This window comes from Acinetobacter sp. YH12255 (genome assembly GCF_013417355.1).
GTDB lineage: Bacteria > Pseudomonadota > Gammaproteobacteria > Pseudomonadales > Moraxellaceae > Acinetobacter > Acinetobacter pseudolwoffii.
Window position 1 is genome coordinate 36113 of the sequence record NZ_VPEC01000019.1, and the last position, 26254, is coordinate 62366.

General features: G+C 45.2%; 28 protein-coding genes. 17 read left to right on the plus strand and 11 right to left on the minus strand.

Going from position 1 to position 26254, the window contains the following annotated elements:
• The first annotated feature begins 176 nt into the window (after positions 1-176).
• The 5 genes from FTV30_RS09545 (at position 177) to rsfS (ending at position 6102) form a co-directional block, all read left to right on the plus strand.
• Positions 177-2984 carry an ATP-binding protein gene (locus tag FTV30_RS09545; protein ID WP_180001504.1) on the plus strand — a complete coding sequence of 936 codons (2808 nt, stop codon included), beginning with the start codon at positions 177-179 and terminating at the stop codon, positions 2982-2984.
• A gap of 105 nt (positions 2985-3089) precedes the next feature.
• Positions 3090-3878, plus strand: coding sequence for a crotonase/enoyl-CoA hydratase family protein (locus tag FTV30_RS09550; RefSeq protein ID WP_100329837.1), 789 nt, complete (start codon positions 3090-3092; stop codon positions 3876-3878).
• 36 nt (positions 3879-3914) lie between these two features.
• Positions 3915-4784, plus strand: coding sequence for an NAD(P)-dependent oxidoreductase (locus FTV30_RS09555; RefSeq protein ID WP_179999653.1), 870 nt, complete (start codon positions 3915-3917; stop codon positions 4782-4784).
• 40 nt (positions 4785-4824) lie between these two features.
• Complete coding sequence (locus tag FTV30_RS09560; RefSeq protein WP_100329839.1) at positions 4825-5613, plus strand: hydroxypyruvate isomerase family protein; 789 nt, start codon at positions 4825-4827, stop codon at positions 5611-5613.
• An 81-nt stretch (positions 5614-5694) separates the two neighbouring features.
• Positions 5695-6102, plus strand: a complete 408-nt coding sequence (gene rsfS, locus FTV30_RS09565) for a ribosome silencing factor (protein ID WP_005098092.1) — start codon at positions 5695-5697, stop codon at positions 6100-6102.
• Between the two features lie 258 nt (positions 6103-6360).
• On the opposite strand, the gene FTV30_RS09570 is transcribed toward rsfS, so the two are convergent.
• Genes FTV30_RS09570 through FTV30_RS09580 form a run of 3 tightly spaced genes read right to left on the minus strand, consistent with a single transcriptional unit; the run spans position 6361 to position 9272 of the window.
• Entirely contained in the window at positions 6361-7806 is a 1446-nt protein-coding gene (locus tag FTV30_RS09570) for an NAD(P)(+) transhydrogenase (Re/Si-specific) subunit beta (RefSeq protein ID WP_180001505.1), read from the minus strand.
• Positions 7807-7809: 3 nt separating this feature from the next.
• Positions 7810-8133 (minus strand): proton-translocating transhydrogenase family protein, encoded by a 324-nt coding sequence (locus FTV30_RS09575; RefSeq protein WP_004281642.1) that lies wholly within the window; start codon positions 8131-8133, stop codon positions 7810-7812.
• An 11-nt stretch (positions 8134-8144) separates the two neighbouring features.
• Positions 8145-9272: a Re/Si-specific NAD(P)(+) transhydrogenase subunit alpha gene (locus tag FTV30_RS09580; protein WP_074383527.1), complete on the minus strand. Its 1128-nt coding sequence runs from the start codon at positions 9270-9272 to the stop codon at positions 8145-8147.
• A gap of 972 nt (positions 9273-10244) precedes the next feature.
• Here FTV30_RS09580 and FTV30_RS09585 point away from each other — a divergent pair.
• Positions 10245-11432: an MFS transporter gene (locus tag FTV30_RS09585; protein ID WP_005098097.1), complete on the plus strand. Its 1188-nt coding sequence runs from the start codon at positions 10245-10247 to the stop codon at positions 11430-11432.
• A gap of 14 nt (positions 11433-11446) precedes the next feature.
• Here the strand turns inward: FTV30_RS09585 and FTV30_RS09590 are convergent, their stop codons facing one another.
• Positions 11447-12091 (minus strand): hypothetical protein, encoded by a 645-nt coding sequence (locus FTV30_RS09590; protein WP_074383528.1) that lies wholly within the window; start codon positions 12089-12091, stop codon positions 11447-11449.
• Positions 12092-12363: 272 nt separating this feature from the next.
• Between FTV30_RS09590 and dusA the strand changes: the two genes are divergently transcribed.
• On the plus strand, positions 12364-13389 hold the full coding sequence (gene dusA, locus FTV30_RS09595; protein ID WP_005098100.1) for a tRNA dihydrouridine(20/20a) synthase DusA: 1026 nt from the start codon (positions 12364-12366) through the stop codon (positions 13387-13389).
• Between the two features lie 75 nt (positions 13390-13464).
• On the opposite strand, the gene FTV30_RS09600 is transcribed toward dusA, so the two are convergent.
• Entirely contained in the window at positions 13465-13977 is a 513-nt protein-coding gene (locus FTV30_RS09600) for a hypothetical protein (protein WP_005098102.1), read from the minus strand.
• 230 nt (positions 13978-14207) lie between these two features.
• Positions 14208-15482 carry a bifunctional phosphopantothenoylcysteine decarboxylase/phosphopantothenate--cysteine ligase CoaBC gene (gene coaBC / locus FTV30_RS09605; protein WP_005098105.1) on the minus strand — a complete coding sequence of 425 codons (1275 nt, stop codon included), beginning with the start codon at positions 15480-15482 and terminating at the stop codon, positions 14208-14210.
• Between the two features lie 113 nt (positions 15483-15595).
• On the opposite strand from coaBC, the gene radC reads away from it, so the two are divergent.
• Positions 15596-16297 carry a DNA repair protein RadC gene (radC, locus tag FTV30_RS09610; protein WP_180001506.1) on the plus strand — a complete coding sequence of 234 codons (702 nt, stop codon included), beginning with the start codon at positions 15596-15598 and terminating at the stop codon, positions 16295-16297.
• 64 nt (positions 16298-16361) lie between these two features.
• Positions 16362-17273 carry a bestrophin family protein gene (locus FTV30_RS09615; RefSeq protein ID WP_005168648.1) on the plus strand — a complete coding sequence of 304 codons (912 nt, stop codon included), beginning with the start codon at positions 16362-16364 and terminating at the stop codon, positions 17271-17273.
• Between the two features lie 74 nt (positions 17274-17347).
• Here the strand turns inward: FTV30_RS09615 and FTV30_RS09620 are convergent, their stop codons facing one another.
• Positions 17348-18202 (minus strand): PHP domain-containing protein, encoded by an 855-nt coding sequence (locus tag FTV30_RS09620; RefSeq protein WP_005098107.1) that lies wholly within the window; start codon positions 18200-18202, stop codon positions 17348-17350.
• Between the two features lie 44 nt (positions 18203-18246).
• Between FTV30_RS09620 and FTV30_RS09625 the strand changes: the two genes are divergently transcribed.
• From FTV30_RS09625 to mnmC, 4 genes are read left to right on the plus strand one after another with little or no spacing between them, the layout of a single operon-like run.
• Positions 18247-18858, plus strand: coding sequence for a septation protein IspZ (locus FTV30_RS09625; protein WP_005168649.1), 612 nt, complete (start codon positions 18247-18249; stop codon positions 18856-18858).
• 28 nt (positions 18859-18886) lie between these two features.
• On the plus strand, positions 18887-19189 hold the full coding sequence (locus tag FTV30_RS09630) for a YciI family protein (protein ID WP_005098111.1): 303 nt from the start codon (positions 18887-18889) through the stop codon (positions 19187-19189).
• A gap of 5 nt (positions 19190-19194) precedes the next feature.
• Entirely contained in the window at positions 19195-19701 is a 507-nt protein-coding gene (locus FTV30_RS09635) for a hypothetical protein (protein WP_005168651.1), read from the plus strand.
• A gap of 39 nt (positions 19702-19740) precedes the next feature.
• Positions 19741-21639 carry an FAD-dependent 5-carboxymethylaminomethyl-2-thiouridine(34) oxidoreductase MnmC gene (gene mnmC, locus FTV30_RS09640; RefSeq protein WP_180001507.1) on the plus strand — a complete coding sequence of 633 codons (1899 nt, stop codon included), beginning with the start codon at positions 19741-19743 and terminating at the stop codon, positions 21637-21639.
• Between the two features lie 173 nt (positions 21640-21812).
• Here mnmC and FTV30_RS09645 read toward each other — a convergent pair whose 3' ends face one another.
• On the minus strand, positions 21813-22127 hold the full coding sequence (locus tag FTV30_RS09645) for a rhodanese-like domain-containing protein (RefSeq protein WP_005098114.1): 315 nt from the start codon (positions 22125-22127) through the stop codon (positions 21813-21815).
• Between the two features lie 91 nt (positions 22128-22218).
• On the opposite strand from FTV30_RS09645, the gene FTV30_RS09650 reads away from it, so the two are divergent.
• Positions 22219-22707, plus strand: a complete 489-nt coding sequence (locus tag FTV30_RS09650; protein ID WP_005098115.1) for a YajQ family cyclic di-GMP-binding protein — start codon at positions 22219-22221, stop codon at positions 22705-22707.
• Between the two features lie 28 nt (positions 22708-22735).
• Positions 22736-23239, plus strand: a complete 504-nt coding sequence (locus tag FTV30_RS09655; RefSeq protein ID WP_005098116.1) for a DUF4442 domain-containing protein — start codon at positions 22736-22738, stop codon at positions 23237-23239.
• Positions 23240-23301: 62 nt separating this feature from the next.
• On the opposite strand, the gene FTV30_RS09660 is transcribed toward FTV30_RS09655, so the two are convergent.
• The 3 genes from FTV30_RS09660 to FTV30_RS09670 are packed head-to-tail and all read right to left on the minus strand — an operon-like array spanning position 23302 to position 25076.
• A complete protein-coding gene (locus tag FTV30_RS09660) occupies positions 23302-23742 on the minus strand; it encodes an acyl-CoA thioesterase (protein ID WP_218944670.1) in 441 nt (146 codons plus the stop codon).
• Between the two features lie 5 nt (positions 23743-23747).
• Positions 23748-24179, minus strand: coding sequence for a thioredoxin TrxC (gene trxC / locus FTV30_RS09665; RefSeq protein WP_180001508.1), 432 nt, complete (start codon positions 24177-24179; stop codon positions 23748-23750).
• Entirely contained in the window at positions 24180-25076 is an 897-nt protein-coding gene (locus FTV30_RS09670; RefSeq protein ID WP_180001509.1) for an alpha/beta hydrolase, read from the minus strand.
• A gap of 125 nt (positions 25077-25201) precedes the next feature.
• Between FTV30_RS09670 and FTV30_RS09675 the strand changes: the two genes are divergently transcribed.
• The gene (locus FTV30_RS09675; protein WP_005098133.1) at positions 25202-25537 is read left to right on the plus strand and encodes a TIGR01244 family sulfur transferase; all 336 of its coding nucleotides are present in this window, start codon (positions 25202-25204) and stop codon (positions 25535-25537) included.
• Positions 25530-25952: a beta-lactamase hydrolase domain-containing protein gene (locus tag FTV30_RS09680; protein ID WP_100329847.1), complete on the plus strand. Its 423-nt coding sequence runs from the start codon at positions 25530-25532 to the stop codon at positions 25950-25952. The genes FTV30_RS09675 and FTV30_RS09680 overlap by 8 nt, the downstream gene beginning before the upstream one ends.
• Positions 25953-26254 lie beyond the last annotated feature (302 nt).

A 26254-nucleotide genomic window follows, 5' to 3' on the forward strand; every position in this document is an offset into this window, starting at 1 on the left:
TTCAGACGACTGAAGTCTTCATCGCCCGCTTTTCACTGTATTTCGGCAATCATTTAACTGAAATCTCTTGTATTTTTAAAGGTTGATCTGAACCCTTATAAAAATAATGCTTAAATTTTAACTGTCGATTTAAAGCATGCTAATATGCCAGACATAAAGAAAATACTGCTTAAATCATGTCAACGATCAATAAAAAGCTGTTTAAACGCCTACACTTAAATCACGCCTATGGACAGTTGATTGCGCTGATTTTTGTGCCGATTACTATTTTGGCCTGTGTTGGCGCGATGCTGGTGTTGACTGAAACCTCGAATGCCGCACGTGCCCAGCAAAAGCAGATGGCAATTGCCATTATGACGCGTTTTCAAGGCACGTCTGAGTATGCACTGGATATTTTAAGCCTGTATCCCTGGCAATATGATCAGGCCCACAATGCCATGCAGAATATGCTCAATGAAAAACACCTGGTTCGGGCAGCCATTCTGGATGACAGTGGCAAGAATCGTTTAGGTATCGGCTTTCAGGAACAGGCCGCTTGGCCCGATTTTGATAAAAGCGGTAACTTTATTGGCCCGATTCTGCATAAAGACAATCATATTTATGCCATTAAAGTGAATGAAAACAGTTTTTCTAAAGGCTGGCTGGCAATTGAACTGGATAATCAGCCGCTGGAAATTGCCCGTTACCGGGTCTTGATCGTGTTGATTGCGACCGGTCTGTTGACCTTATTGCTGTTATTACTCTGTCTGAATTTCTACTCACGGCGCTGGATTGCACCGATGTATGAAATTCGCATGCAGCTGCAACGCCTGAATGCCGACACCCTGGGTCAGCATATGGTGATTAACAGCACTGGAGAACTGCGTTTATTGCAGCGTGATATCGCCAATGTGGTGAAACGTCTGCATTTCAGCTTTCTGGAACTGCGCGAACATACCGAACAGACCGAAGATGATTTACGCCGTACTCTGGACACGTTGGAAGTCCAGAATATTACCTACCGTCAGGCACGTGACCAGGCAATCTCGGCCAATCAGGCCAAGTCGGTATTTCTGGCCAACATTTCCCATGAGCTACGTACCCCGCTAAACAGTATTGATGGCTTTATTCATCTGCTCTTGCGTCAGGGCAATCTCAGCAATGAGCAAAGCTTATATTTGCAGACCATTCGTAAATCTTCGGCGCATTTGCTGGCACTGATTAATGATGTACTGGACTTTTCCAAAATTGATGCCGGCAAACTGGAACTGGAAACAGCAGCTTTTGATCTGGAAGAAGCCATTTTTGATGTGATGGACATGCTCTCGCCACTGGCCGCGCAAAAACATATTGATATGGCGTTTTACTATGCGGACAGTGTACCGAAACATGTGATTGGCGATGCCTTACGTTTTAAGCAGATTCTGACCAACCTGATTTCCAATGCGATCAAGTTCACTCCGGATGGCGAAATCATCGTGCGGGCACGTATGGAACATGATGGCATCGATCGATGTGTCTTGCATTTTAGTGTACAGGACAGCGGCATTGGCCTGAGTGGTACCGATCGTAAGAAGTTGTTTGAATCTTTCTCACAGGGCGATACTTCGGTCACCCGTCAGTTTGGCGGTACAGGACTGGGGCTGGCCATTTCCAAACAGCTGGTCAGCCTGATGCATGGCCAGATTGGTTTTGAAGATAATCAGGAACGTGCCCCAACCGAAAAAGGCTCGACTTTCTGGTTTACTGCACAATTCCTGGTCGATGAAGATACTGTAATTGATCATCCAGATTTCAATGAATTGACGGTGGTGTCTTATCTGGCCCATCCGGCAACCGCGAACGTCTTGCGTCATTATCTGGAAAATTATCAGGTCAAGCATATTGAATGCGCATCGATTCTGGATCTGTTTAGCCGCCTGAATCATCTACAGAACTCTGAAAACACCTGGCTCATCGTCGATCATAGTGGCGACAGCGAAGTCCTGTTACGCGAGATCCGCTCGCGTTATCAGGGTCATTTGGCCGTATATGGTTATCAGATGCAACTCGATCCAAGCATGCTGAACGACCATCGTGCCCGTGCTCTGCATCAGCCACTCAGCCGCAGTGCCTTGATTCAGCTGCTGGGCAATCAACCGGTCTTCGATCAGGAACAGCATGAAGACTTTAATGGTCAGGGTCTGCATATTCTGGCCGTCGATGACCATTTGCCCAACCTGATTGTTCTGGAAGCATTACTCGCTGAACTGAATGTCACCACCAGCAAAGCCCTGAGCGGACAGGAAGCGATTGATATCATCCAGCGCCGTTATGAGCAGAAACAGCCGGCTTTTGATCTGGTCTTTATGGATATTCAGATGCCGGTGATGTCGGGAATTGATACCACACGTGCGATTCGCTCACTGGAATCGACCTTTGAAAACCATAACCGACTGCCGATTATTGCCCTGACTGCACATGCGCTGTCAGATGAAAAACATAAGCTGCTGCAAAATGGCATGGATGATTATGTCACCAAGCCGATCCAGATCGAGCAGATTGTGCAGATTCTGACCCACTGGACCACCGAACATTTTAAACGGCTTCCAGTGCTGGAACGCGCCCATGTGATTGATGCACTGGATCCGAATATTCTGGACTGGCAGCAAAGCCTGCAACTGGCAGCCAATAAGGAAGATCTGGCAGTAGACCTGTTGCGCATGCTGGTCGACAGTTTTGCCGATGAACTCACTGAAATGCAGCAGTTAATTGAGCTGGAAGATTTCCCGCAACTGGAACATGTCTTGCATCGTTTATATGGTGCAACCCGCTATGTCGGCGCACCGACTTTGCAGAAAGTCACGGGCGGATTTGAACAGTTCGTTTCAACCCTGCGCAAAGAACGTCGCAAGGCCGACGAAAACTTTGTTCAAGACGTGCTGAAACATTTTGATGAACTTAAAGCCGTGGTCGAACAAGTTGAACAGGCCGCCCAGCAAATTCTGAAACAACATTTGAATTAAAACTTGAAGCTGCTCAGTCCGTGACTTAGAAAGTATGACTGAGCTGTCATGCAAGCTCATAGGCCACATGCTATGCTCGGCTCAGGAAAAATAAGGAAGAATGCCATGTCACTCGTGCGCTTGGAAAAAAATAACGGCATTGCCACAGTTACACTGAATCGCCCGGATAAACGCAATGCCATGAGCTTTGCCCTGCTGCGTGAACTGGTTGCGACTGCGCAGAAAATCAAAAAAGATAAAAGTATCCGTTGCGTCATTTTAACCGGTGAAGCGCAGGTGTTTAGTGCCGGCATTGATCTGGCCGATTTAAATAATCCTAAAAATCGTGCCTATGCGGCCTGGGAGTTAATCCGTCCGGGTCAGAGCCTGTTCCAGAAAGCCTTTCTGGTCTGGCAGGAATTACCGGTGCCGGTGATCGCTGCGATGCAGGGCTTCTGTTTTGGCGCTGGTATGCAGCTTGCTCTGGCCGCAGATATCCGTATTGCACATCCTGATACCAAAATGTCGATTATGGAAACCCGTTGGGGACTGGTACCAGATATGGGACTCAGCCGTTCGCTGAAAGGCCTGATTGGGATTGATCTGGCCAAAGAGCTGACCTTGACTGCCCGGATTTTTGACGGTGCCTATGCCAAAGAGATTGGTCTGGTTACCCATGTGGATCAAGAACCACTGGCACGCGCACAAGCATTGGCTGAGGAAATGCTGCAACGCTCTCCGGATGCCCTGATGGCCTCTAAGTTTGTACTGGATGCCATGCAGCATCGCCCAAATAAATCTTTACGTATGGAAAAAATCTGGCAGCTCAAATTATTGCTAGGTAAAAACAGTCAGCTGGCTCGCAAAAAGGACAAGAATCCGGAAGTCCAGTTCGTGCCACGCCAATATAACTAAATCGAGTTAGAGTCCAAGCAAGGAATAAGAAAAAGCATGCAGTTAAATCGCGATACTAAGATTGCCTTTTTGGGTATGGGCCTGATGGGACGCCGGATGGCGACCCGTCTACTACAGGCAGGTTTTCAGGTCGCGGTATGGAACCGTACCTCGGCGGCTTGCCATCCCTTAATCGACTTGGGTGCAACTGCGCTGTCTTTGAATCAGATTGCGGATTATCCAGTGATTTTGACTTGCTTGGCAGATGATCAGGCGGTGCAATCGGTCTTTGAGCAGATCGTGCCGTATTTGGTTGCCGATCAAATCATTGTGGATTTTTCCAGCCTTTCGGTGCAGCAAACCCACGCGCTTGCAGCACAAGCACAGACCAGACAGGTGAACTGGATTGACTCCCCAGTTTCAGGCGGTACCGCAGGTGCTGAACAAGGCAGTCTGGTGATTTTTGCCGGTGGTGATGCCACAATGATTGAACATCTTGACCCAATTTATGCAGCACTTTCACAGCGCGTTACCCGTATGGGCGACACCGGTACTGGTCAGGCGACCAAAATTTGTAATCAGCTCATTGTCGCAGCCAATAGTACCCTGATCGCGGAAGCAGTGGCATTGGCGGGCCTTGCAGGTGTAGATACACGCCTACTGGCACCTGCCTTGGCGGGTGGTTTTGCCGATTCCAAACCTTTCCAGATTCTGGCGCCACGTATGGCCACACAAACTTTCGAACCGGTGCAATGGAAAGTGCAGACCTTATCTAAAGATCTGAACAATGCCGTGCAACTGGCCCAAAGCTTTGACCTGAATGTTCCGGTCGCGACTCAGGCCTTATCACAGCTGCAAATCCATCAGGCCCAGGGCTTTGCCGAGGCCGATCTGGCCACTGTGATTCAACAGCTCAAGCACGCATAATTTTTACTTTTGTAATACCCTGAATGTATAAGGAAAATACATGATTAAACTCGCCGTTAACCTGTCGATGATTTTTACCGAAGTGCCACTCATCGAACGCTTCGCACTGGCTCGAGCACAGGGCTTTAATCATGTCGAAATCCAGTTTCCTTATGAATTAACGATTGGCCAGATTCAAAATCAGCTCAGCATCCATCAACTGAACTTATGCCTGATTAATGTGCCTGCCGGTGATTTAATGCAGGGCGGCCATGGCCTGGCCGGTATCCCGGGGCGGGAAATCGAGTTCCGTCATGCTGTTGAACAAGCCATCCAGTATGCCACGGCCTTAAATGTACCTCGGGTCAATATTCTGGCAGGCAAACAGCCTCTGGATTGTGACCTGTTGCCCTGCCTGAATACGCTGGCAAGTAATCTGAAAATGGCCTGTTCAATGCTGCTCGAGCATCAAATTGAACCGGTCTTTGAAATGGTCAATGGCACCGATATGCCACGTTTTTTGATTCAAAATGTTGCACAAGCTCAGGAAATGCTGGAAGCAGTCAATCATCCGGCCTTAAAAATGCAGTATGACTGCTATCACATGGCGATGATGGGCGAAGATGTACTGGAAAATTTAAAAGAAAATATTCACCTGATTGGTCATATCCAGTTTGCGGATTGTCCGGGACGACATCAACCCAATACGGCGTCCATTCAATATCATGATATATTTCAGTGGTTAAAACATAGTCAATATCAAGCTTATGTCGCTGCCGAATATAAGCCGATGCAGCATTCCAATGACTCCTTTGTCTGGAAAGCCGAATTCTTTCCGGAGCATGACTGAGTGGACTGCGGCTTCATTTGAAATTCAGCACTAAAACCGCTATATTAGACCATGCATAATTGTTAGGAAATTACACACCCCATGAATTTAGAACCATCGCCCAGCGCTTCTAATTCTCACGATCTTACTATGAATTCAAATTCTCAAGCTGTACAGGACTGCTTAAAAGTCGTACATGCTGCACTTGAAGATGTAAAAGCAAAAGAAATTGTTGAGCTTGATGTCAGCGGTATCAGTAATGTGGCTGATGCTATGGTCATTGCAAGCGGCACATCGACACGTCATATCAAATCACTGGCCAATAACGTTGCTGAAGAAGCACGTAAAGCTGGCTTCCGTCCGCTTGGTATTGAAGGCGAACGTGATGCTGAATGGATCCTCATCGACCTCGGTTATGTAGTGGTTCATTGTATGCTTCCAACAGCGCGTAAATTCTATGATCTAGAAAGCTTATGGCGCAATCCTGCAGATACAAACTCTGTAGCGTAAAATCAAATATTCAAAAAAGCGACCTGTGTAGGTCGCTTTTTTATTGCCTGTTCATCGGACTTTATAAGCATTAATACAACTCAAGCTACAGCTATTTTTCTTTAATTTTCATCTTGTCTTATGCACCGATTTGATGGGTATTTTAGGATAAATTCATCATAAACATAGACGTTCGATGACCGCTCAATCATCTTTTTTCCAAAATATAAAATAAAAAATCCCCCTTTATTAAAGGGGGACTTAGGGGGATTTAAATGATTAGTGACCCGTACCATTAATGGCTTTGGTCATATCTTCCACCACTTTCTTGGCATCACCGAAGATCATCATGGTCTTGTCGTTATAGAACAAGTCATTGTCCAGACCTGCATAACCGGTCGCCATTGAACGTTTGATTACCATAATAGTACGTGCTTTATGCGCTTCCAGAATCGGCATGCCATAAATCGGCGATGTTGGATCATCTTTGGCTGCCGGGTTGACAACGTCGTTTGCACCAATCACCAGCACCACATCCGTTGCCGGGAAGTCAGAGTTGATTTCATCCATCTCTAAAATATCTTCATAGGGTACGTCAGCTTCAGCCAGCAATACGTTCATATGACCTGGCATACGACCTGCCACCGGATGAATTGCAAAACGTACGGTTACGCCCTGCTCTTTTAAGATGTTCGCAAGTTCTTTGACCGCATTCTGTGCACGACCTTGCGCCATACCATAACCCGGTACAATCACCACGCTGTCCGCATTTGACATGAGGAAGCCCGCATCATCTGCTGAACCAGAACGGTGGTTACGTGGCGCTTTATCGCCTGCATCAGCTGCTGCAACCGCTGTACCGCCCATTGCGCCACCAAACAGAACGTTGATGATTGAACGGTTCATGGCTTTACACATGATATAAGACAGAATCGCACCTGAAGAACCGACCAGTGAACCTGCCACAATCAGCATGTTGTTTTCAAGCGTGAAACCAATCCCGGCTGCAGCCCAACCAGAGAATGAGTTGAGTAGCGAGACCACCACCGGCATATCACCACCGCCGACAGGTGCAATCCATACCCAGCCAAAGACCAGTGCAAGTGCTGTCATTGCCCAGAATGCGGTCATATTCCCTGTTGAGAAGAACATGAAACCAAACACCAACATGGCAATAAAGATGATGGCCTGAACAGGTTTTACCCATGCGCCAGAAATGGTTTTTGCCCATTTCTTCGCAGCCAGTTTTCCATAAGCAAAGACTGATGCTGTAAAGGTAATTGCACCGACAAAACAACCCACGAACAGTTCAAATAAATGAACACGGCTCATTTCATGGAAATTGACGCCATTGGCCGCCAAAAGGTCTGGACCGAGTTCAATCAGTTTGTTGTTATGAATAATTGCAGCAATCGCAATCAAGACCGCAGCCAGACCCACCAATGAGTGCATCAGCGCCACAGTTTCTGGCATTTGGGTCATAGGGACAGTACGCGCACGGGCAATACCCACCACCGCACCTGCTACCATTGCGCCCACAATCATCCACACCACAGGATTATCTGCAACAAAGAAGGTGGTCAATACTGCAATCGCCATGGCGATCATACCGTAACGGTTACCTTGGATTGCAGTTTTAGGACCTGATAAACCACGTAGCGTCAGGATAAAAAGAACGGCACCAATCAGGTAGAACCAATCCGCATATTCTCGAATCATTTCCATGGATTAACCCTCTTTTTTCTTTTGCTTAGGTTTAAACATTTCCAGCATACGAGCAGTCACGGCAAAGCCACCGAAAATGTTAATGCTCGCCAGGAATACTGCAATTGCGCCAAGTACGCTCACCACGTTAATGGTCTGGAAATCCACGCTGCCTTCAACGCCGATCACCGGCAGACCAACAGTCTGGATCATTGCACCGACAATAATGATCGATGACAAGGCATTGGTGACCGCCATCAACGGCGTATGCAATGCTGGCGTTACCCCCCACACCACGTAGTAACCTACGAAAATAGCAAGGACAAAAATCGTAATTGTTTCAACCATGAGTCTTCTCCTTAACCACGTTTCAGCAGCACTTGGCCGGCATGAGTGACAAGTAGGGCTTTTTGAATTTCTTCTTCTGGATTCAGGACAAAATTCTTATCGGCATCAAACAGCGTTTCGACAAAATTAAACACGTTACGTGCATATAAAGCCGATGCTTCAGTCGATACAGTCGAAGGAATATTGGGAATACCCAAAATTTTGACGCCGTTGTCGGTATGCACAGTTTCACCGCATTTCGAACCTTCAACGTTACCGCCCGATTCCACTGCCATATCTAAAATGACTGAACCCGGTTTCATTTTCGCAACTGTTTCAGCACGGATTAAACGCGGTGCATCACGGCCGGGTAAAAGCGCTGTGGTAATCACAATGTCAGCATTTGATACGGCTTTATCCACAATGGCAGCCTGATCGCGGATGTATTCCTCACCTGGCATCCAGCCATAACCATTCTTGGCCGCATCCGCCGCTTTTTGCTGCTCTTCGGCAGACATCGGCACGTCCAGCCATTTACCGCCCAATGATTCCACTTGGTCTTTTGCTGTTGGACGCAAGTCTGTGGCTTCCACAATAGCGCCTAAGCGTTTTGCAGTGGCAATGGCTTGCAGACCCGCGACCCCGACGCCCATGATCACCACACGGGCCGGTTTGACCGTCCCCGCAGCCGTCATTAGCATCGGGAACATGCGCTGGTATTCAGCCGCAGCCAAAAGCACCGATTTGTATCCTGCAAGGTTGGCTTGAGAAGACAAGACATCCATGTTCTGCGCACGAGACAAGGTCCGTGGCAAAAGTTCCAATGCAAATGCAGACACGTTCTGTGCCGCAAATTGGTCAAGCTCAGTATTACGGTAAGGATCAAACATCGCCACGATGGCGGTGTTCGGATTGAGTTTTTGAATTTCCTCACCTTTCGGTGCACGAACTTTTAAAATCAATTGACTGCCGGTGTAGGCATCATCCGTAATTTTGGCACCAACTTGTTCATAGGCGCTATCGATATAGGCAGCTTTAAGCCCTGCACTACGTTCGATAATCACGCTATGTCCTGCGCTGATCAATTTCTTTACTGTCTCTGGCGTCGCAGCGACGCGATTTTCACCGACAACAGTTTCGGCTGGAATTCCGATCTGCATGAGCGTTCCTCAAGCTAATTTTTCTTAAGTAAACATCGCTTAAACGATGCTTCCCCTCAGGATGTGTTCTTGTTGAATTTTTGGATTCTAATCAAACTGTTTGAAATTACTACCTACTATTTATTTAATAAATGCCTATATATTGAACTGATGATTCATAAAAATGTTGCTGTACTGGTGCATGGCTTATATACGCCAAATATTTATATTTGATTATTTTATAAACGATATTCATTTACCTGAATGAAAACCTGAAAATGCGCTCGGCTGATAAGCCGCCTACTTGAGATTTTTTTTGTTACATTGATCTTTCTGACCAAAATTCCTGTTTTGGTTCTTTATGCTACCCGTTTCTGAATAGGTCTCTCTGCTAAGGACAGCGGCACTTTAGCTCTCCAAGTTTTCTAAATTTGACTTTATTGACAAATAAAGAACTTATTCCAGATAAGCTATCTGATCTGTAAAGTAATACCTTTTATTCAATTTAGTTATGATTTAGCACCCATCAGGCTGAGGTTGAATTGATGGATGTGACACAACGAGATCTGTGGGTCTAAAGGTCACTTATCTCTAAAATGATCAGACCAAGAGGAACAAAAATCTTGCTGACCATTTATTATATTAATGTCATAAACCGAATAAGTGACTAAAATAAAGTTTATGCACCATATCTGCGCATAAAATGAGAGCCATTATTTAATTTTTTTCATTTTCAGGGGATTTTCCGTTCTTTCTTTGTCCTATGCGTTGTAATAAAGCCAGCTATTGATCAAAAATCTGGCAACCTGATCATTCCTGACTGGTTTTCTAATTCAAGTCTTGTGTAGTCCTTGCGATCTAAGATCTTTTCATTGAGTCATTGTAATATTTTTCTACTTTTAAAGCCTAAAGTTCTCACTTATAGTGCCTTTCATTCCTGCATCAATGCGCTGCTTGTTTTAAATTCTCCTCGGCTTAGATAAGGTTGCTGCTATGAACACGCCCCTCGATATCAGTCAAAACAAGCCCTTATTATGGCTGATGGCGATTGCCTGTGGTTTATGTGCCGGCGCCAACTATTATTGCCAGCCACTGATTTCATCGATTCAGCAATATTATCAGGTGCCGGAATCACAAGTGGCACTCACCGTTACCTTTGCTCAAATCTCTTATGCATTAGGCCTGCTGTTTATTGTACCTTTGGGCGATATGCTGAATAAAACCAAGCTGATTCCCTTTCTCATGCTGGGTGCAGCTGCAGGTTTATTTATTTGTGCCAGTGCGATAAACCTGCCGATGCTGTGGGTTGGCACCATCATTGCCGGACTGTTTTCCGTGGCTGCACAGATTCTGATTCCCTTGGCCACCATGGCAGTCAAACCGGAAAAAACTGGAGAAGTAGTGGGTTTCCTGATGAGCGGCTTGCTGGTCGGTATTCTGCTCTCGACCAGTATTGCGGGATTATTGTCCGACCTGTTTCACTGGAAAATGATCTATATCGTCAGTGGCATCAGCATGCTGGCTTTAAGTTTTTATCTGCGAGGAAAATTACCGAGTCTGCCACGCCTAAGAATCAGCTATGCAGCGATTTTCAAATCTATGGCGAGCTTATTAAAACATGAACCACGATTGGTCTTGCGCTCTCTTACCGGTGCCTGTGCTTTTGCCGCCATGAGCATGCTGTTCTCGACCATTGCCCTGCTGCTGACCCAAGAACCTTTCCAGCTGTCTGATGTCATGGTCGGTCTGGTGACACTGGTCGGCGTCTTTGGCGCATTGTCGACTCAATTCATTGGTAAATGGGCCGATCGGGGCCATATCAAAACCTTGAGCTGGATTGGCTGTTCGATCCTGATTGGGAGCTGGCTGTTCCTATATTTTGGTGCGGTATCGCTGCTGAGCTATATTCTGGGCTATGGACTGATTAATCTGGGGTTGGCGATTACGCATAGCTGTAATCAGAATGTGATTTTCCGCCTGCGCCCCGATGCCAAATCACGGGTCAATTCACTGTATATGACCCTGTATTTTATTGGCGGTGCCTGTGGTTCAGCCTTAGGGGTTTATGCCTGGCATCATGGGGGCTGGAGCATGACCTGTATGGCAGGACTCGGGCTGGCCCTAGGCGCTACCCTATTCGCCTTACTGGATCAATGGCATCACGCCCGGACAGCAGCCTAGATGCTTAACTATACTTAGCTGACTTGAGCCGCTGGATAGAAAGGTTTATTTAAATCTAGAGCAACTGAATTTTCCAATAAAATACAGATAAAGACCGGCAGCAAAGCGGCCAGAATCCGACAGCTTTCCTCGAGTAACTTGTGGTTCAGGGAACTATGATAGGTAATTCCGCCCTGCATGAGCTGATGGTGTAATGTATATAAACGACGAAACACCCCGACTAAAATTTCGACAGAATTCCGCTCATTTAAAGCATGCTGTATGATTTTTTTCTGTGTTTCCAGTTCAGCATTACAGCGTTCCAGACTAATTTTCTGGTGACGATAATCCCAAAAACTTTGTTCCATATAGGGGTTCGCTAAGAGTGAGTGGATTGGCTGACTGTACTTTTCCCAGACAATATGATTAATCTTCTGGTCCAGATCATTTTGGCAAAGTATTTCTAGAAATTGATGCAGCTTATCCTTTCCCTGAACCCGATCATCCTCTTCTGCATAAATAGCCTGAAAACCAATCCATAGACTGATGAATTTAAAATCCAGATCTTGATCCAAGTCTAGCGCTTTTTTAAACCAGCCTAAGCCACGATGAATTTTTAAGTTAAAATGTGCTGAATTTTGTGCTTTATGGCTTTTATAAATCTCCTCCAATAACAGCATAATTATTCTCCTTATTTCTATCATTTTTTATATTGGTGTTTCTACTATCAAAATATACCATTCTGGAATGACTTGGAATTCTAATTTTATTTCTTGTTTCATGTCCTGGACTTACTGGCTTGACTCAAGTTCGCCGGGTTGTTCTGCTGATTTTATGCTAGTATTACGCCCTCTTTTTTTGCGATATTGGCCTAGCGGGCTTGGGCAAAAAAATAATCTTTGGGCGATTTATTCATCCCTTCTTCTTCCATTTCGTTAAGGCGTAATTTTGAATGACTGATCTGACCACCATTGAAAATAAACTTCAACCACGAATCAGTGTGGCGCCGATGATGGATTGGACCACCAAAGACTATCGCTTCTTTGCCCGTCTGTTTAACCCAAATGTGATTATGTACACTGAAATGGTCACCACAGGTGCCATCATTTATGGGGATGCCAAACGGCATTTGGACTTTAACACCGAAGAACAGCCGATCGTACTACAACTTGGTGGCTCGAATCCTAAAGATCTCGCGATCTGTACCAAGATGGCACAGGATTGGGGTTATAACGAAGTCAATTTAAATGTGGGTTGCCCGAGTGACCGGGTACAGAATAATAAAATTGGGGCCTGCCTCATGGCTGAACCCGATTTAGTCGCGGAATGTATTGCTGAAATGCAGCATGCGGTGGATATTCCAGTGACTGTAAAACACCGGATCGGGATTGATGATATGCAGTCTTATGAAGAAATGCTGCATTTTGTCGATACCGTAGCCAAAACCGGCTGCAATAATTTTATCGTACACGCGCGCATTGCCTTATTAAAAGGTCTATCGCCTAAAGAAAACCGCGATGTGCCGCCCCTGCGTTATGAAGATGTTTATCGCCTGAAGCAGGATCGTCCTGATCTGCTGATTGAAATCAATGGCGGGATCAAGACCTATGCCGAAACGCTGGAACATCTCAAACATGTCGATGGCGTGATGATTGGTCGTGAAGCCTATCATAATCCGTACTTATTGGCTGAACTGGGCCAATTGTGGAATCTGGATGCACCGGATCGTTTCGAGATCATGCAACAAATGCTGCCTTATATTGCCCAGCGCATGGCAGAAGGTGCACCATTGTCAATTATTAGCCGTCATATTTTAGGACTGTTCCAGAACTTGCCGGGTGCACGTAAATGGCGTCAGGCACTAAGCGGTGGTAATGCCAAAACCTTGAAAGATGTGGAAACTGCGCTGTTTAATATTCAAGAAGCAATGCAACGTACTGAAGACTATGTGCGTGAACATCAGCAAGTTGAATCCTAAATACGAATTTAAAAGTCTAATCGATATAAAAAAGCACCGATGATCGGTGCTTTTTTATAGAGATGAGCGAAGACGTTATTGAGTATATGCGGTGATATTACCGACCGGAACCGGTTCTTCCTGATAAGAAACACCTTGAAATTCTGGCTCGGCAATGGGTGTGACCAGAGAACCGCGCTCATGTTCTTTTGACTCATCTACAGGTTCCAGGTCATCTAAGGCTGAAGCCAGCTGCTGTAACTCCCGATCCAGTTGCTGCCGGTATTGCTCTATTTCAATTTCATCAATAAAAGCAAAGGCATCCTCTTCGATCGACCACCTATAGCCTCCATCGACCTTAAAAATTTTGACATTGACCGGATATGCCTCCCCCTGATAATTCAGATGAGAAATCGCTTTAAATTGATTGCCCTGCCGCTGGACAATTTTGACCTTCTGCACAGTAAAACGATAGCGTTGATAATCCTGATTGGAATTAAATTCCTGTTGCATCTGCGCTTGAATATTTCTGGCCAATTCATCCATCGAGACAAAGTAACTGCATCCAGCCAGACAGGCGATCATCCATAACACAATGATTGTTCTCATAGCGCCTCCTTCTTTTTCTTTCCTGTTCCTGCTTATAGCTGATATATGCAGTATTGTTATGCTTGCTTATTCTGTGACCTATTTTATGCTTTTTTGAAAAAACAAGAAATAAGCAGTGCATGAATCATGACTAAATTATTTAAGATTTCTACAGCTTTTTGAATAAATGATAAAAATTTACTCATAAAAAAGCCCTGAGTCTAACAGGGCTTTTTTTTGTGAAGATTCTTTTAAAAATCGTCATCACTGGATGGATCACGATGCAAGGCATCATGAATCGCTTCGATCAGCTGCTGGGCAATTTCCTGCTTGGAGGCTTTTTCCAGATCACGCTTATCCATCTGATACTGTTCGGCAAAAAATACGGTCATGGCATTTTCATCCGATGCAAAACCGATATCGGCACGTGAGACATCATTGCAGGCAATCATATCCAGTTTTTTCGCGACCAGTTTGCCCGCGGCATATTCTTCAATATTGCGGGTTTCCGCCGCAAAACCGACCATAAACGGACGTTTCTCTTGCTGGGCGATGGTCGCAACAATATCCGGATTTTTCACAAGCGCCACATTCAGCTCATCGCCAGATTTTTTAATTTTGTGTTCTGCAACTTCCGCCACGCGGTAATCCGCCACCGCAGCAGTTGCAATAAAAATATCACAGCCATCTTCCAGCATCTGCATGCTTTCATTGAGCATTTTTACGGCAGAACTGACATTTTTGCGTTTGACGCCATTTGGTGTATCCAGAGTCACTGGCCCTGCAATCAGGGTCACATCTGCCCCAGCGGCATAACAGGCAGCTGCCAGAGCAAAGCCCATTTTACCGGTACTGTGATTGGAAATATAACGTACCGGATCAATCGCTTCACGGGTTGGACCTGCGGTGATGGTGACACGTTTACCCGCAAGCTGACCAAATTTTTCTGCGATCGCACGCTGTGCTTGATGGAAATATTCTGTGACTTGTCGTGCCAGATCTTCCGGCTCAGGCATACGGCCTAAACCCACATCGCCACAGGCTTGAGATCCGGCATCCGGCATGATCACATGCACACCATCTTCAATTAAAGTGGCCAAGTTGCGTTGTGTTGGCTTAGCTGCCCACATTTGCTGGTTCATGGCAGGCGCTACCCAGACCGGTGCCTTGGTCGCCAGATATAAAGTACTGAGCAAATCATCTGCCAGACCTGCTGCAAACTTTGCCAAGGTGTCACAACTTGCAGGTGCAACCAGTAACAGATCCGCCCAACGTGCCAGCTCGATATGCCCCATACCTGCTTCCGCTTCAGGATCCAGTAATGCCGTATGGACCGGATTGCCTGATAAGGCTTGAAACGTTAAAGGTGTAATAAAAGCCTGTGCCCCTTGGGTCATCACCACCCGCACATTAAATCCGGCATCTTTCAGACGACGAACCAGAATCGCACTTTTATAGGCAGCAATGCCGCCAGTCACAGCTAAAATGATATTTTTATGAGGAATTACACTTACGTCGAAGCTCACAAACAGGCTACCTTTCTGTTGCAGTGGGGCTCACAATAGCATTAAATAACCGCATTCCCAAGAGATCGGTTTGCGGGAAAACTGATAATTCATAATAAATAAGTCTAATAACTATGCAATTTTCTATTAAAAACTGGCCGGAACAAGAACGGCCGCGAGAACGCTTAATTCAATATGGCGCAGAAAGTCTGTCCGATGCCGAGCTACTGGCCATCTTTCTTCGTTCGGGCTCCCAGCAACATTCCGCAGTCGAACTTGCCCGACTCTTGATTCAGCATTTCGGTCATCTCACTGCCTTACTGGATGCACCTTTACAGGAAGTCAGCCAGTTTCATGGCATGGGCATCAGTAAATATACCCAACTCATGGCCGTCAAGGAACTCGGACGGCGTTATATTTCCGAACATCTGAAACAGGATGCACTGGAGCTCAATAATTCCAAACGGTTACGGGATTATTTACGTTTTGAACTGCTCGGTGAAACTCAGGAAGTGTTTGCAGTGCTGTGTCTGGATGCCAGTTTAAGAAAAATCAGCTTTAAAAAACTGTTTTATGGCTCTGTGAATGCATGTGATATTTCGATTAATCAATTACTGCGCTATGCAATTACCCAACAGGCAACCTCAATTGTAATTGCGCATAATCATCCACTCGGCCGGGCCTATCCCTCTCCAGCAGATCGGCATCTGACTCGCCAGATTCAGCAAGCCTGTCAACTGGTCGATATTTATTTAATCGACCACTGTATCATTGACCTAGAGGGCAGTTTTTCTTTTGCCGAGCAGCAACTCATTCAACCCGAAATACACAGGTGATTAGCACTTGACAAAGCTGGCACAAGTCAAGAAGATCATGAAAAAACTGTGATGATTCCAATAAATGATTGTACGTGACCAGCCAAGTCTTTTTAAATTGCTGTTTTCCTGGCGAGGTACAATTTTGCCGAAAGTTTTGCCACCTTTAGGCGTAGTGATGTTGATCTCGGCCATTATCGGTGGCTTGTCACATATTGGCTCTTTTCATTTTCCAGAATTACCCCTGGTCGGCTTTACCCTGATTGGAGTGGTACTGTCGATCTTTCTCGGATTTAAGAATTCGGCCTGTTATGACCGCTGGTGGGAAGCCCGCAAACTCTGGGGTATTCTGATTGCCAATTCACGACATTTTGACCGGGATTGCCGGATGCTGTCTCAAGGTCGCCGTGAACGTGTAATTCAGCACGTGATTGTCTTTGCCAATGTTCTCCGTGACCGGCTACGCCATCAGACAGCCAATCCGACCGAACTGGTTGAAACCAGCGGCATGAGCCAGCAAGCTGTGACCCAGCTCTATCAACAGGCCAACGCGCCGCAATATACCTTAAGCCTGATTCAATGGGAGTTAATGCAGGCGCTCAAAGAAGGTGAAATCTCAGACATCATCTATATGCAGATGAATAATCACGTGGCGGAGTTGAGTATTGTCCAGACTGGTTGTGACCGGATTGCGACGACGCCTTTACCTTTTGCCTATTCAGTCTTGCTGAATCGTACCGTCTATTTTTTCTGTTTTATTTTGCCCTTTAGCCTGGGTTCAACATTAGGTTTATTTACGCCTTTACTGGTCGGTATTTTAGCTTATACCTTTTTAGGACTAGATGCCTTAAGCTCAGAAATTGAAGAACCTTTTGGCACGCAAAGTAATGATTTGCCACTCGATTCGATGGTACGTACCATTGAAATTGAACTCTTAGGCACATTAGGCAAACCAACCCCACCACCGATTCAGGCCAAAGATCATAACCTACTGTAATTTATTTTTCTCTTGCCCTTTTCTATCAGCAAAGGGCACTTCTGCTTTGCAAGAACAAAGTTCGAGTAAAGCACTCAATCAACAAAACTCTCCCAAATCCCGACTTGTCCCGGTTTTAGGCTCGGCACATTCCCGAGTCTGATCCATGGCATATGGTCGCCATGAAAGTCACTGCCAATCGAAACTTTCAGACGATGCTCCGCAATCATCCGATCGACCATCTGGCGAGTAGAACTTGGATCTACCGCTGGCGGCAGTTCAACGGCGTCGCCACCAAACTTGGCAAAGATCTCGATCAGGTAACGAATGTTGGTCGCAGATAGGTCATATTTGGTCGGATGTGCCAGCACCGCAAAACCGCCACTTTCATGAATCACCTGAACCGTGTCTTCAAGACTCAAGCCATCAAATTTGACATAGGCTTTCTTGCCTTCCTTGATGTACTTATCAAAAGCCTGTTGCGGGCGAGTCACAATACCTTTTTCTACTAAGGTTTTGGCAATATGCGTCCGTGTTACCCGATCAGGGATATTATCGACTTTGACCAGTACATCGGCATAAATATCCTGACCAATTAAAGGAATCAGTAAGTCACAGATCTGTTTCGAGCGTTCCGCCCGGATTTTCTTCTGCTGATTGAGGGCTTTTTGTAAAGGCTCAGGATTTTGCATATTCAGTGCAACAATATGCACGCCATAATTTTTCTTGGTGGCTGGACGTGACCACTGGCTGGAGATTTCCACCCCAGAAATGATCTTAATCTCATGATTTTTAGCGGCTTCTTGTGCCAGTTCCAGGCCATCCATAGTGTCGTGATCTGTCAATGCCAAAGTATGCACCGATTTCTCTACGGCAGCCTCGACCAATTGCTGTGGAGTTAAAGTTCCATCAGAAATATTGCTATGTGTATGTAAATCTACGCCGTGCATCTCTATACTATGACATTTATTTAATCAGATTTAGATACTCTAACATGAAAGCACTTTTAGACTTTGTGCCACTCATTATTTTCTTTTATTTATATAAAACTGTAGATCCAAAAGACACTGACCATCAACTTTTGCAATTGATCGGTTCTGCGGGGGGTGTCGACAATAATAATATTCTTGTGGCAACCACTGGTCTGATTATTGCTATGCTGGTGGTCTATGGTGCGTTATTTGTCATGCAAAAATTCCGCCTGGATAAGCAGCAATGGATTGTGCTGTTTATGACCGTGATTTTTGGTGGGATCACTCTGATGCTGAGCGATGATTTTTATATCCGTTTAAAGGCGGTATTGCTGAATCTGGTCTTTGCCGGCGTATTCCTGCTGTCGCCTTGGTTTAGTAAAGATAAAAAGCCACTGATTCAGCGTCTGTTTGGTCCGGTTTTCAACTTAAGTGAAAAAGGCTGGATCAAACTGAACTATGCCTGGGTCGCCATGTTTGCACTGATGTCATTTTTACATACCTTCTTTGCCTACTTGTGGCTGGATGGAAAATATTGGGGCGAATTCACGGCATTCGGTGACATGATCGTGATGTTTTCCTTTATCATTATCCAGTTTATTGTATTGCGTAAATACTTTAAGACTGCTGAATAAATCCAACTACAAACAATTGAGAATCATCATGCCATTATTTGTCGTTAGCTGTACCGATCAGGAAGGTACAGTGGAGAAACGTCTTGCCATTCGTCCACAACATCTTGCCCGCTTGCAAAAGCTGAATGATGAAGGCCGTCTGATTGTTGCAGGCGCGATGCCGAAAGATCCGAGTAATCCACAAGCCGGCTTTTATGGTAGTACCATCATTGTCGATTTTGACAGCCGTGAAGACCTGGATACCTGGCTAGAGGATGAACCCTTCCTGAAAGAAGGTGTATATGCACAGATTGATGTGAAACCGTTTAACAAAGCATTCCCTCAAGGATAAGGTTTATGCGTGTTGTTCTTGCCAGTGTTATTGGCCTCTGTTGTACCTTTCATTCTGTATGGGCAGTAGAAGTTGCCACAGTTCAGACAACACCAAACAGTGTCGCCGCTGCTGCTGTACAAGCTGCGGTCGCAACCCCCACTGCTACGCCAAAACCTGCAATTATCCCTGTGGTTGCAACAGCATCTCAAGCCCTTCCGGCAACTGGAAATAAGCCACTGACTGCTGAAGAACTTGCCAGAAATAAAGCTCAGCAAGACGCCAAAGTAAAAGCTTTGGTGAAGGATCAGGCGACGCGTCTGCAACAGCTGGAAAAAGCCAATCTGGAAGCGTTAGCACAAAATCAGGAACTACAGCTCAGAAATGACAATCTTGGCGTGCAAGTACAGGTTTTACAAAGCGAACGCAGTGCGCAGATGTTCCTGTATGGTGCTGCCACTTTGGCCGTGGGCGTTTTGCTGGGCTTTCTGATTGCCAGTTACGTTTATACCAAGCGTCGCCGTCAATGGTAATCTATTCCCCTTTCGGACTTATTTAAGGTTGTAGTCGTTTTGTCGCATGCAATTCAAACCGCCGATCTCGATTGGCAATTGGTGGATGGCATTGAAGTGCCTGTCTCTAAACAGTTTGGCGATGTTTATTTTTCTAAAGACAATGGTTTGCTGGAAACCCGCCATGTTTTTTTAAATGGCAATGACCTGCCGACCCGCCTGACTGACTTAAAACCGTTTGAATATTTTTGTGTGGGCGAAACCGGCTTTGGCACAGGCCTGAATATTCTGGCGTTATGGCAGCTCTGGCAACAGACCCGTCCGGACAATCACAGTCATTTGCATGCGATTTCAGTGGAGAAATTTCCGCTCTCTAAACCCGATCTGATTCGCGCTTTAAATGTCTGGCCTGAACTCAAGCCATTGGCAGATCAACTGATTTCCCAATATCCGATGCCAATTGCAGGCTGCCACCGTTTAAGCTTCCCTGAACAACGTTTCTCAATCGACTTGTGGCTTGGAGATGCCCATGATGTATTTCCCATCATGGAAAAAACCGCACCTGTGAATGCATGGTTTCTGGATGGTTTTGCGCCGTCTTGTAATCCAGACATGTGGGAAGAAAATGTTTTAAATAATATTGTGCGTTTATCCGAGATTGGCACCACTTTCGCTTCTTTTAGTGTCGCAGGTGTCCTGAAACGTGGCCTAAATAACCATGGGATTTCCATTTCACGTCCAAGAGGTTTTGGACATAAACGTGAAATGCTCAAAGCCATCTGGAAGCTATCTGAACCAGCCAATTCGGGTGCAGATCAGGATATTACTCAAAAAAAAACAGCATTAAATCCTGAGCTTGAATTTAACGTACGCCAGATTGCGGTTATTGGTGCCGGAATCGCAGGTTTAAGTGCTGCCTGGGCCTTTGCGCAGCGTGGCCACCAAGTCACGATTTACGATCAATCAGCGCCACTTGCTGGTGGTTCTGGTAACCCGCTTGCGCTCCTGAACCCAAAACTCTGCCCGATTGAGCAGAGTGCAGAACATTTAATGACCTTGGCTTGGCAACATGCCCTGACTCATTATGCAAAATTCAAAGCCTTTCGACCGATTCAGGTCAGTCAATTGGCACTCAAACATCCTGAAACTCTTTTAAGTCTGGCAAATGAATATCCAGCACATATTCTTTCAGTGCAAACGGCGGATGAGCAGAAACTGCATACTGAATATTCAAGTTTAAAACTTTTAGCAGCAGGAACTATTTCTCCGCATCAATTGCGTGATGAAATTTTACAGCATCCGAATATTAAATATATCCAAGCAAAAATCACCAAAATTGAGCAGCTATCTCAACCCAAACTTTTTGAAAATGAAAATTGTTTGGGTCAGTTTGATCATGTGCTGGTTTGTAGCGCGCGCGAGACAGCACAATTCTTTGAGCATTATCCGGCACTCAAGCCAATTCGTGGACAAGTGAGCTGGCTAAACAATAGCGCTCAGCCTTTAAGCAAAGATACTGCTTATAACTACGGTGGGTATTGTATGCAACTGGATGATACACATTTAATTCTCGGTGCATCTTTCCATCCCGGCCGGGAGGATACAGAGGTGCTCCCAGAAGATCATGCACATAATCATGAGCTGCTCCAGAGCGTCTTTCCAGATTATGCCGCGTCATTAGCACCGATGGACACCTGGCAAGGCCGTGCAGCGCTACGTGCCCAAAGTCAGGATTACTTTCCTTTACTCGGTAAAATGCAGCCTGAACAGGAAATTTATAGTTTTGCCGGTCTAGGCTCCAAAGGCTTTTTATTTGCACCCCTTTGTAGTGAAATTCTGGCCGCCCAGATTCTGGGTGAAGCCTGTCCTGTTCCGGCAAGTCTGGTTAAAAAACTCAGCGTGAGCCGCTTTCAAAAGAAAGTAAAAACCAAGAAGCCTTATTTTAAGCCACAAATTTAATTACCCTTTTGTATGAATCCCTCTAAGTCCCCCTTTTTTAAAGGGGGACTTTTTTATACTTTTATGAATAAATAGAATGCCTGTAGCTCCTCCCTTTAGAAAAGGGAGGTTGGGAGGGATTAAATTTCAGCCAATAAAAAAGCGCCTTGCGGCGCTTTTTTTTAACAGAATGCTTATGCACCCTGTTCAAGCGGTAAGCCTGCATCACGGGCGGCACGAGTACCCCCCATCAGAATGACATATTCACGTGAACTGTCAAAACCCTCTAGTTTTTCAGCAGCACGTGGAGCTTTACTACCCCCACCACACAAGATGTAAATGGGTTGATCCGCTGACACCTGAGTTAGGCTCTCTGCTGAAAGATCGTTAATGGGCTGATTCACCGCCCCTTTCACGTGTGCTTCAGCAAAAGCACTTGTATCGCGTACATCCCAGATAATTGCATTTTCTGGGAACTCAAATGTTGTAATTTCTTGTTTACGGATCATTGCGCACTCCTTTGATGTAAACAACACTTGGCAAATGAAGAAAACATCCCTAGCATCTCAGATATTCTTTCCATTTGTAAAGGTCTAAACCATGCCTTCTTTCGATATTGTTTCTGAATTAGAAATTTTTGAAGTAAATCATGCAGTTCAAAACACGCAAAAAGAAATTGCGACCCGCTTTGACTTCCGCGGTCAGGACGTTTCTATTGAACTGAATGAAAAAAACAAGGAAATCAAGATTTCGACTGAAAGTGATTTCCAGTGTGAACAAGTGTATAGCATGCTCGAAAGTCATTTCTTTAAACGCAAAGTTGATATTCAGGCACTCGATCCACAGAAAATGACCGCTTCTGGTAAAAACGTGATTCAGGTGATCAAGCTCAAAGACGGTCTTGACTCTGATACCGCAAAAAAAATCAATAAAGCCATTAAAGAAAGCGGCATTAAAGCGCAATCTTCTATTCAGGGTGACAAGATTCGTGTAACGGACAAGAAGCGCGACACTTTGCAACAAGTGATGACCTTCTTAAAAGAACAGCAATTTGGTCTGCCTTTACAGTTCAATAACTTTAAAGATTAAGACCGCACAGTGTCTTAAAGAAGGAATTATGACGCATCGCAATCGACTGACCAAACTGGTAAAAGCTACTTCCAGACTACCTCAAGCTATTCGTAGTACTTTATTGAGTAAAACCTTTGGTCGGATTATTCCCATGGTAGGTTCTGCCAAGATTCGCTATGTAGAACTCAGTGGGGAAAAAGTGGTGGTCACAATCGCCAACCATAAAGCCATGCAAAACCATATTGGTCAGGTACATGCCTGCGCCATGGCCTTAGTGGCAGAAACTGCGACCGGCTTTGTGACGGCAATGAATGTGCCGGATACCGCGATTGTATTAATCAAAAGTTTGAAGATTGATTTTAAACGTCCGACCAAAGGCGCCATGACTGCAGTCGCTACCTTGACGCCGGAGCAACAAGCACTCATGCAAAGCTCCGATAAAGGCGAAACATTGGTTCAGGTCACGGTCACGGATGAATCCGGTGAAACGCCGATTCAATGTGAAATGCTCTGGGCCTGGATTGCCAAAGATCAGCTCAAGCAATCATAATTCTTTCTACGCAAGAAAAATCCCAGAGATGATCTCTGGGATTTTTTTTATATCTCATTCAATCATTGGGCTGCTTGAGACTCTAAAAACTTCTGTTTGGCTTCCTCTGGAATCAGACGCTTATTGCCTTTTACATCGACCGCGACAAAAGTAAATACTCCTTCTGTGACACGAATCGGCGCACGTGAATCATCATGACTGTCCCAGACTTCAATTTCCATCTGAATAGAGGTCTTGCCAACTTTTAAAATCTGGGTATAACAGCTAATGACATCCCCGACTTTCACTGGAACCAGAAAGGTCATCTGGTTAATCGAAATCGTGGCACAACGTCCCTTTGAAAATCGTTCTGCGTGAATCGCGCCTGCCAAGTCCATTTGTGAAACGATCCAGCCACCAAACACATCACCACTCCAGTTGGTATCTGCAGGCATTGCGATCGTTTGTAGGGAAAGAATCCCCTCTGGTTTTACTTGAGAATCTGACACATTCACTCCAGGCATTTGAATTAGGGTTGGGTATTTAACTGCTGATCAAGCCATTTTTGTAGTTCGCTTGATCGTAATGCACCGCTTATTCTAGCAATTTCGTTGCTTTTATTCATCAACACCAGCGTCGGAATACTGCGAACATTAAATGCTGAACTTAAGCGCGGATTCGCTTCGGTATCAATTTTTGCAAAAACCACGTTTGGATATTGCTGCGCGACAGTCGCAAAATGCGGTGCCATCATTTTACAGGGGCCACACCATCCTGCCCAGAGATCAATCAGGATTGGTAAATCACTATGGGTGACAAACTGGCTGAAATTCTGCTCATTTAATTCAATTGGCGCCAATGGAATCAGGGCCTGATGACATTGACCACAGGCAGGGTTGGCGGTGAGTTTATCTTCAGGAACACGATTTTTGGCCTGACATTCTGGGCATACAATAATCATCTAGCGTACTCCAATATGTTGATGTAGGAATTCTAATTGGGTTGAAACGGCTTTTTCAAACCATTCACCATGATAAATATCAAAATGCCGGATATTCCACTCCTGATATTGTACAAACGGTGCAAGATTGGTCACGGTTTCGCGACTGGATTCAATCGGAATTAAACTATCCAGTTTTGCTGCAATAAACAGCACAGGAATGGTGATTTTTCTAACTTGCTGAATCGGGCGATAACGCATTAAATTAAAAAAGACCCGCGCAGGAATTTGACCACTCCAATAATAATCCGGATTCACAATCGACAGATAACCCTTGTAGCTGTCCTGTGTCGGCATAAAACACAGCTCGTAAGGATCGACCACCGGCAAGGTTTTGGGCTGCATACCGACCTTGCTTCCCATATAGTCCTGACTAGAAACCTTAAGTGCCTTGGGGAGTTGCTGCAAAGGATAAAGCCTGGCACTTTCAGCCCCATCGACAAAAGGGACCTGTACCATTGCGGCCTGAATATTTTTCAGTTCTGCTGCCAGGGTGAGTACATGCCCTCCGCTTAAGGCAGTTCCCCAGAGCACGATCCGTTGACTGTCAATCGACTTACGTGCCTGAATATGCTTGATCATGGTTCGCCAGTCATCCAGCTGGGCAGAAATCGAGACCAGCTCACGCGGTCGCCCGGTACTGCCGCCCCAATAGCGATAATCGAATAACACCACCGCATAGCCGGCACTGGCAAAATGCTGGGCATAGTGCACCAGTTTAAATTGACGTAAGGCCGCCAGACCATGGGCCATCAAGATCACGGCCGGTTTTTCTATATTTTTAGGCCGATAAAAATCTGCAGCAATCACATCCTGACCGCTTTTTACATACAGTGGCTCAACTGTATAAGCCTGCATACGCGCTCCATTGCGTTATCTTATGGTGATCATCATTTATAAAAATTTCACAACAGCTTCAGCATGTTTTCCGCTTAATGCTATCATAAAGCATATCGATATAAATGAAATGATGGAGTGGCGTCATGAGCGAAAATGTAGGCTTTGCTGGTCAAATTGGTCCGGAACACGTGACTCAGGTGGTCGAGAAAGGTTTTAAATCTATTATCAATAACCGCCCGGATATGGAAGGTGGTTCTGAGCAGCCGACCAGTGCACAAATTGAAGAAGCTGCACGCAGTGCCGGTCTGGATTATGTCTTTCAGCCTGTCGTCGCTGGTCAGATTACTGAGCTCGATGTACGTACTTTTGCCAATCATTATAATGAATTACCGAAACCTATTCTGATGTTCTGCCGTACTGGAAATCGCTCAAATAATTTATATCAACTGGCAAAACAGATGGACCTGCTGGATGACTAAGTCTTTTTGGAAAATTGTAGTACTGGCAAGCTGTTTAAGTGTCAGCTCACTTGGTTTTGCCGCAAATGATCTCAGCCGTGCAATGACCTCTTCGCTGAGTGTGTCAGGTGAAATGACATTAAGCAAGTTTCAGCAATTGATTCAGCAAGGTTTCAAATCTGTGATTGTAAACCGGCCGGATCAGGAAACTGGCAATAATGTCACGGTGAGTCAATTACGCTCCATTGCGGAGAAATCTCAAGTGAGTGTGATTTATCAGCCTGTGGTGAGTGGTCAGCTTTCTCAGGCCAATATTGAGGAATTTGCTCGATATTATAATGAGCTACCTAAACCTATTTTGATGGTTTGCCGGAGTGGTACACGTTCAGCGACCTTGTTTAACCAGGCTAAATCTCAAGGATTGATTCATGAATAAAATCTTAGTGGTGTTATGTCTGAGCTTGACCTTTATCGGCTGTAGTTCAATGAACTTGAAGCCAACTGTAGGCGTAAGTGTGGGAACTACTCTATAAGGTTCTGAGCAAATGAGAATGGCGCTCTTTGCGCCATTTTTTTTATATGATAATCTTCAAATAGTAAAACTATATTCTTTAGGACTTACGCATTGACGGATTCAAAAAAGTATTAAAATACTTTATAAAGTATCTGTGATCAGACGAATTAAACATGCTTCTACAGCAACTTGTACATTACCCATTTATATGGGCTTTCTCATGA

What these genes read in the sequence shown, in the direction of transcription:
- FTV30_RS09545 (WP_180001504.1), top strand. Translation starts at nt 177, where the DNA reads ATGTCAACGATCAATAAAAAGCTGTTTAAACGCCTACACTTAAATCAC.
- FTV30_RS09550 (WP_100329837.1), top strand. Translation starts at nt 3,090, where the DNA reads ATGTCACTCGTGCGCTTGGAAAAAAATAACGGCATTGCCACAGTTACA.
- FTV30_RS09555 (WP_179999653.1), top strand. Translation starts at nt 3,915, where the DNA reads ATGCAGTTAAATCGCGATACTAAGATTGCCTTTTTGGGTATGGGCCTG.
- FTV30_RS09560 (WP_100329839.1), top strand. Translation starts at nt 4,825, where the DNA reads ATGATTAAACTCGCCGTTAACCTGTCGATGATTTTTACCGAAGTGCCA.
- rsfS (WP_005098092.1), top strand. Translation starts at nt 5,695, where the DNA reads ATGAATTTAGAACCATCGCCCAGCGCTTCTAATTCTCACGATCTTACT.
- FTV30_RS09570 (WP_180001505.1), bottom strand. Translation starts at nt 7,806, where the DNA reads ATGGAAATGATTCGAGAATATGCGGATTGGTTCTACCTGATTGGTGCC.
- FTV30_RS09575 (WP_004281642.1), bottom strand. Translation starts at nt 8,133, where the DNA reads ATGGTTGAAACAATTACGATTTTTGTCCTTGCTATTTTCGTAGGTTAC.
- FTV30_RS09580 (WP_074383527.1), bottom strand. Translation starts at nt 9,272, where the DNA reads ATGCAGATCGGAATTCCAGCCGAAACTGTTGTCGGTGAAAATCGCGTC.
- FTV30_RS09585 (WP_005098097.1), top strand. Translation starts at nt 10,245, where the DNA reads ATGAACACGCCCCTCGATATCAGTCAAAACAAGCCCTTATTATGGCTG.
- FTV30_RS09590 (WP_074383528.1), bottom strand. Translation starts at nt 12,091, where the DNA reads ATGCTGTTATTGGAGGAGATTTATAAAAGCCATAAAGCACAAAATTCA.
- dusA (WP_005098100.1), top strand. Translation starts at nt 12,364, where the DNA reads ATGACTGATCTGACCACCATTGAAAATAAACTTCAACCACGAATCAGT.
- FTV30_RS09600 (WP_005098102.1), bottom strand. Translation starts at nt 13,977, where the DNA reads ATGAGAACAATCATTGTGTTATGGATGATCGCCTGTCTGGCTGGATGC.
- radC (WP_180001506.1), top strand. Translation starts at nt 15,596, where the DNA reads ATGCAATTTTCTATTAAAAACTGGCCGGAACAAGAACGGCCGCGAGAA.
- FTV30_RS09615 (WP_005168648.1), top strand. Translation starts at nt 16,362, where the DNA reads ATGATTGTACGTGACCAGCCAAGTCTTTTTAAATTGCTGTTTTCCTGG.
- FTV30_RS09620 (WP_005098107.1), bottom strand. Translation starts at nt 18,202, where the DNA reads ATGCACGGCGTAGATTTACATACACATAGCAATATTTCTGATGGAACT.
- FTV30_RS09625 (WP_005168649.1), top strand. Translation starts at nt 18,247, where the DNA reads ATGAAAGCACTTTTAGACTTTGTGCCACTCATTATTTTCTTTTATTTA.
- FTV30_RS09630 (WP_005098111.1), top strand. Translation starts at nt 18,887, where the DNA reads ATGCCATTATTTGTCGTTAGCTGTACCGATCAGGAAGGTACAGTGGAG.
- FTV30_RS09635 (WP_005168651.1), top strand. Translation starts at nt 19,195, where the DNA reads ATGCGTGTTGTTCTTGCCAGTGTTATTGGCCTCTGTTGTACCTTTCAT.
- FTV30_RS09645 (WP_005098114.1), bottom strand. Translation starts at nt 22,127, where the DNA reads ATGATCCGTAAACAAGAAATTACAACATTTGAGTTCCCAGAAAATGCA.
- FTV30_RS09650 (WP_005098115.1), top strand. Translation starts at nt 22,219, where the DNA reads ATGCCTTCTTTCGATATTGTTTCTGAATTAGAAATTTTTGAAGTAAAT.
- FTV30_RS09655 (WP_005098116.1), top strand. Translation starts at nt 22,736, where the DNA reads ATGACGCATCGCAATCGACTGACCAAACTGGTAAAAGCTACTTCCAGA.
- FTV30_RS09660 (WP_218944670.1), bottom strand. Translation starts at nt 23,742, where the DNA reads ATGCCTGGAGTGAATGTGTCAGATTCTCAAGTAAAACCAGAGGGGATT.
- trxC (WP_180001508.1), bottom strand. Translation starts at nt 24,179, where the DNA reads ATGATTATTGTATGCCCAGAATGTCAGGCCAAAAATCGTGTTCCTGAA.
- FTV30_RS09670 (WP_180001509.1), bottom strand. Translation starts at nt 25,076, where the DNA reads ATGCAGGCTTATACAGTTGAGCCACTGTATGTAAAAAGCGGTCAGGAT.
- FTV30_RS09675 (WP_005098133.1), top strand. Translation starts at nt 25,202, where the DNA reads ATGAGCGAAAATGTAGGCTTTGCTGGTCAAATTGGTCCGGAACACGTG.
- FTV30_RS09680 (WP_100329847.1), top strand. Translation starts at nt 25,530, where the DNA reads ATGACTAAGTCTTTTTGGAAAATTGTAGTACTGGCAAGCTGTTTAAGT.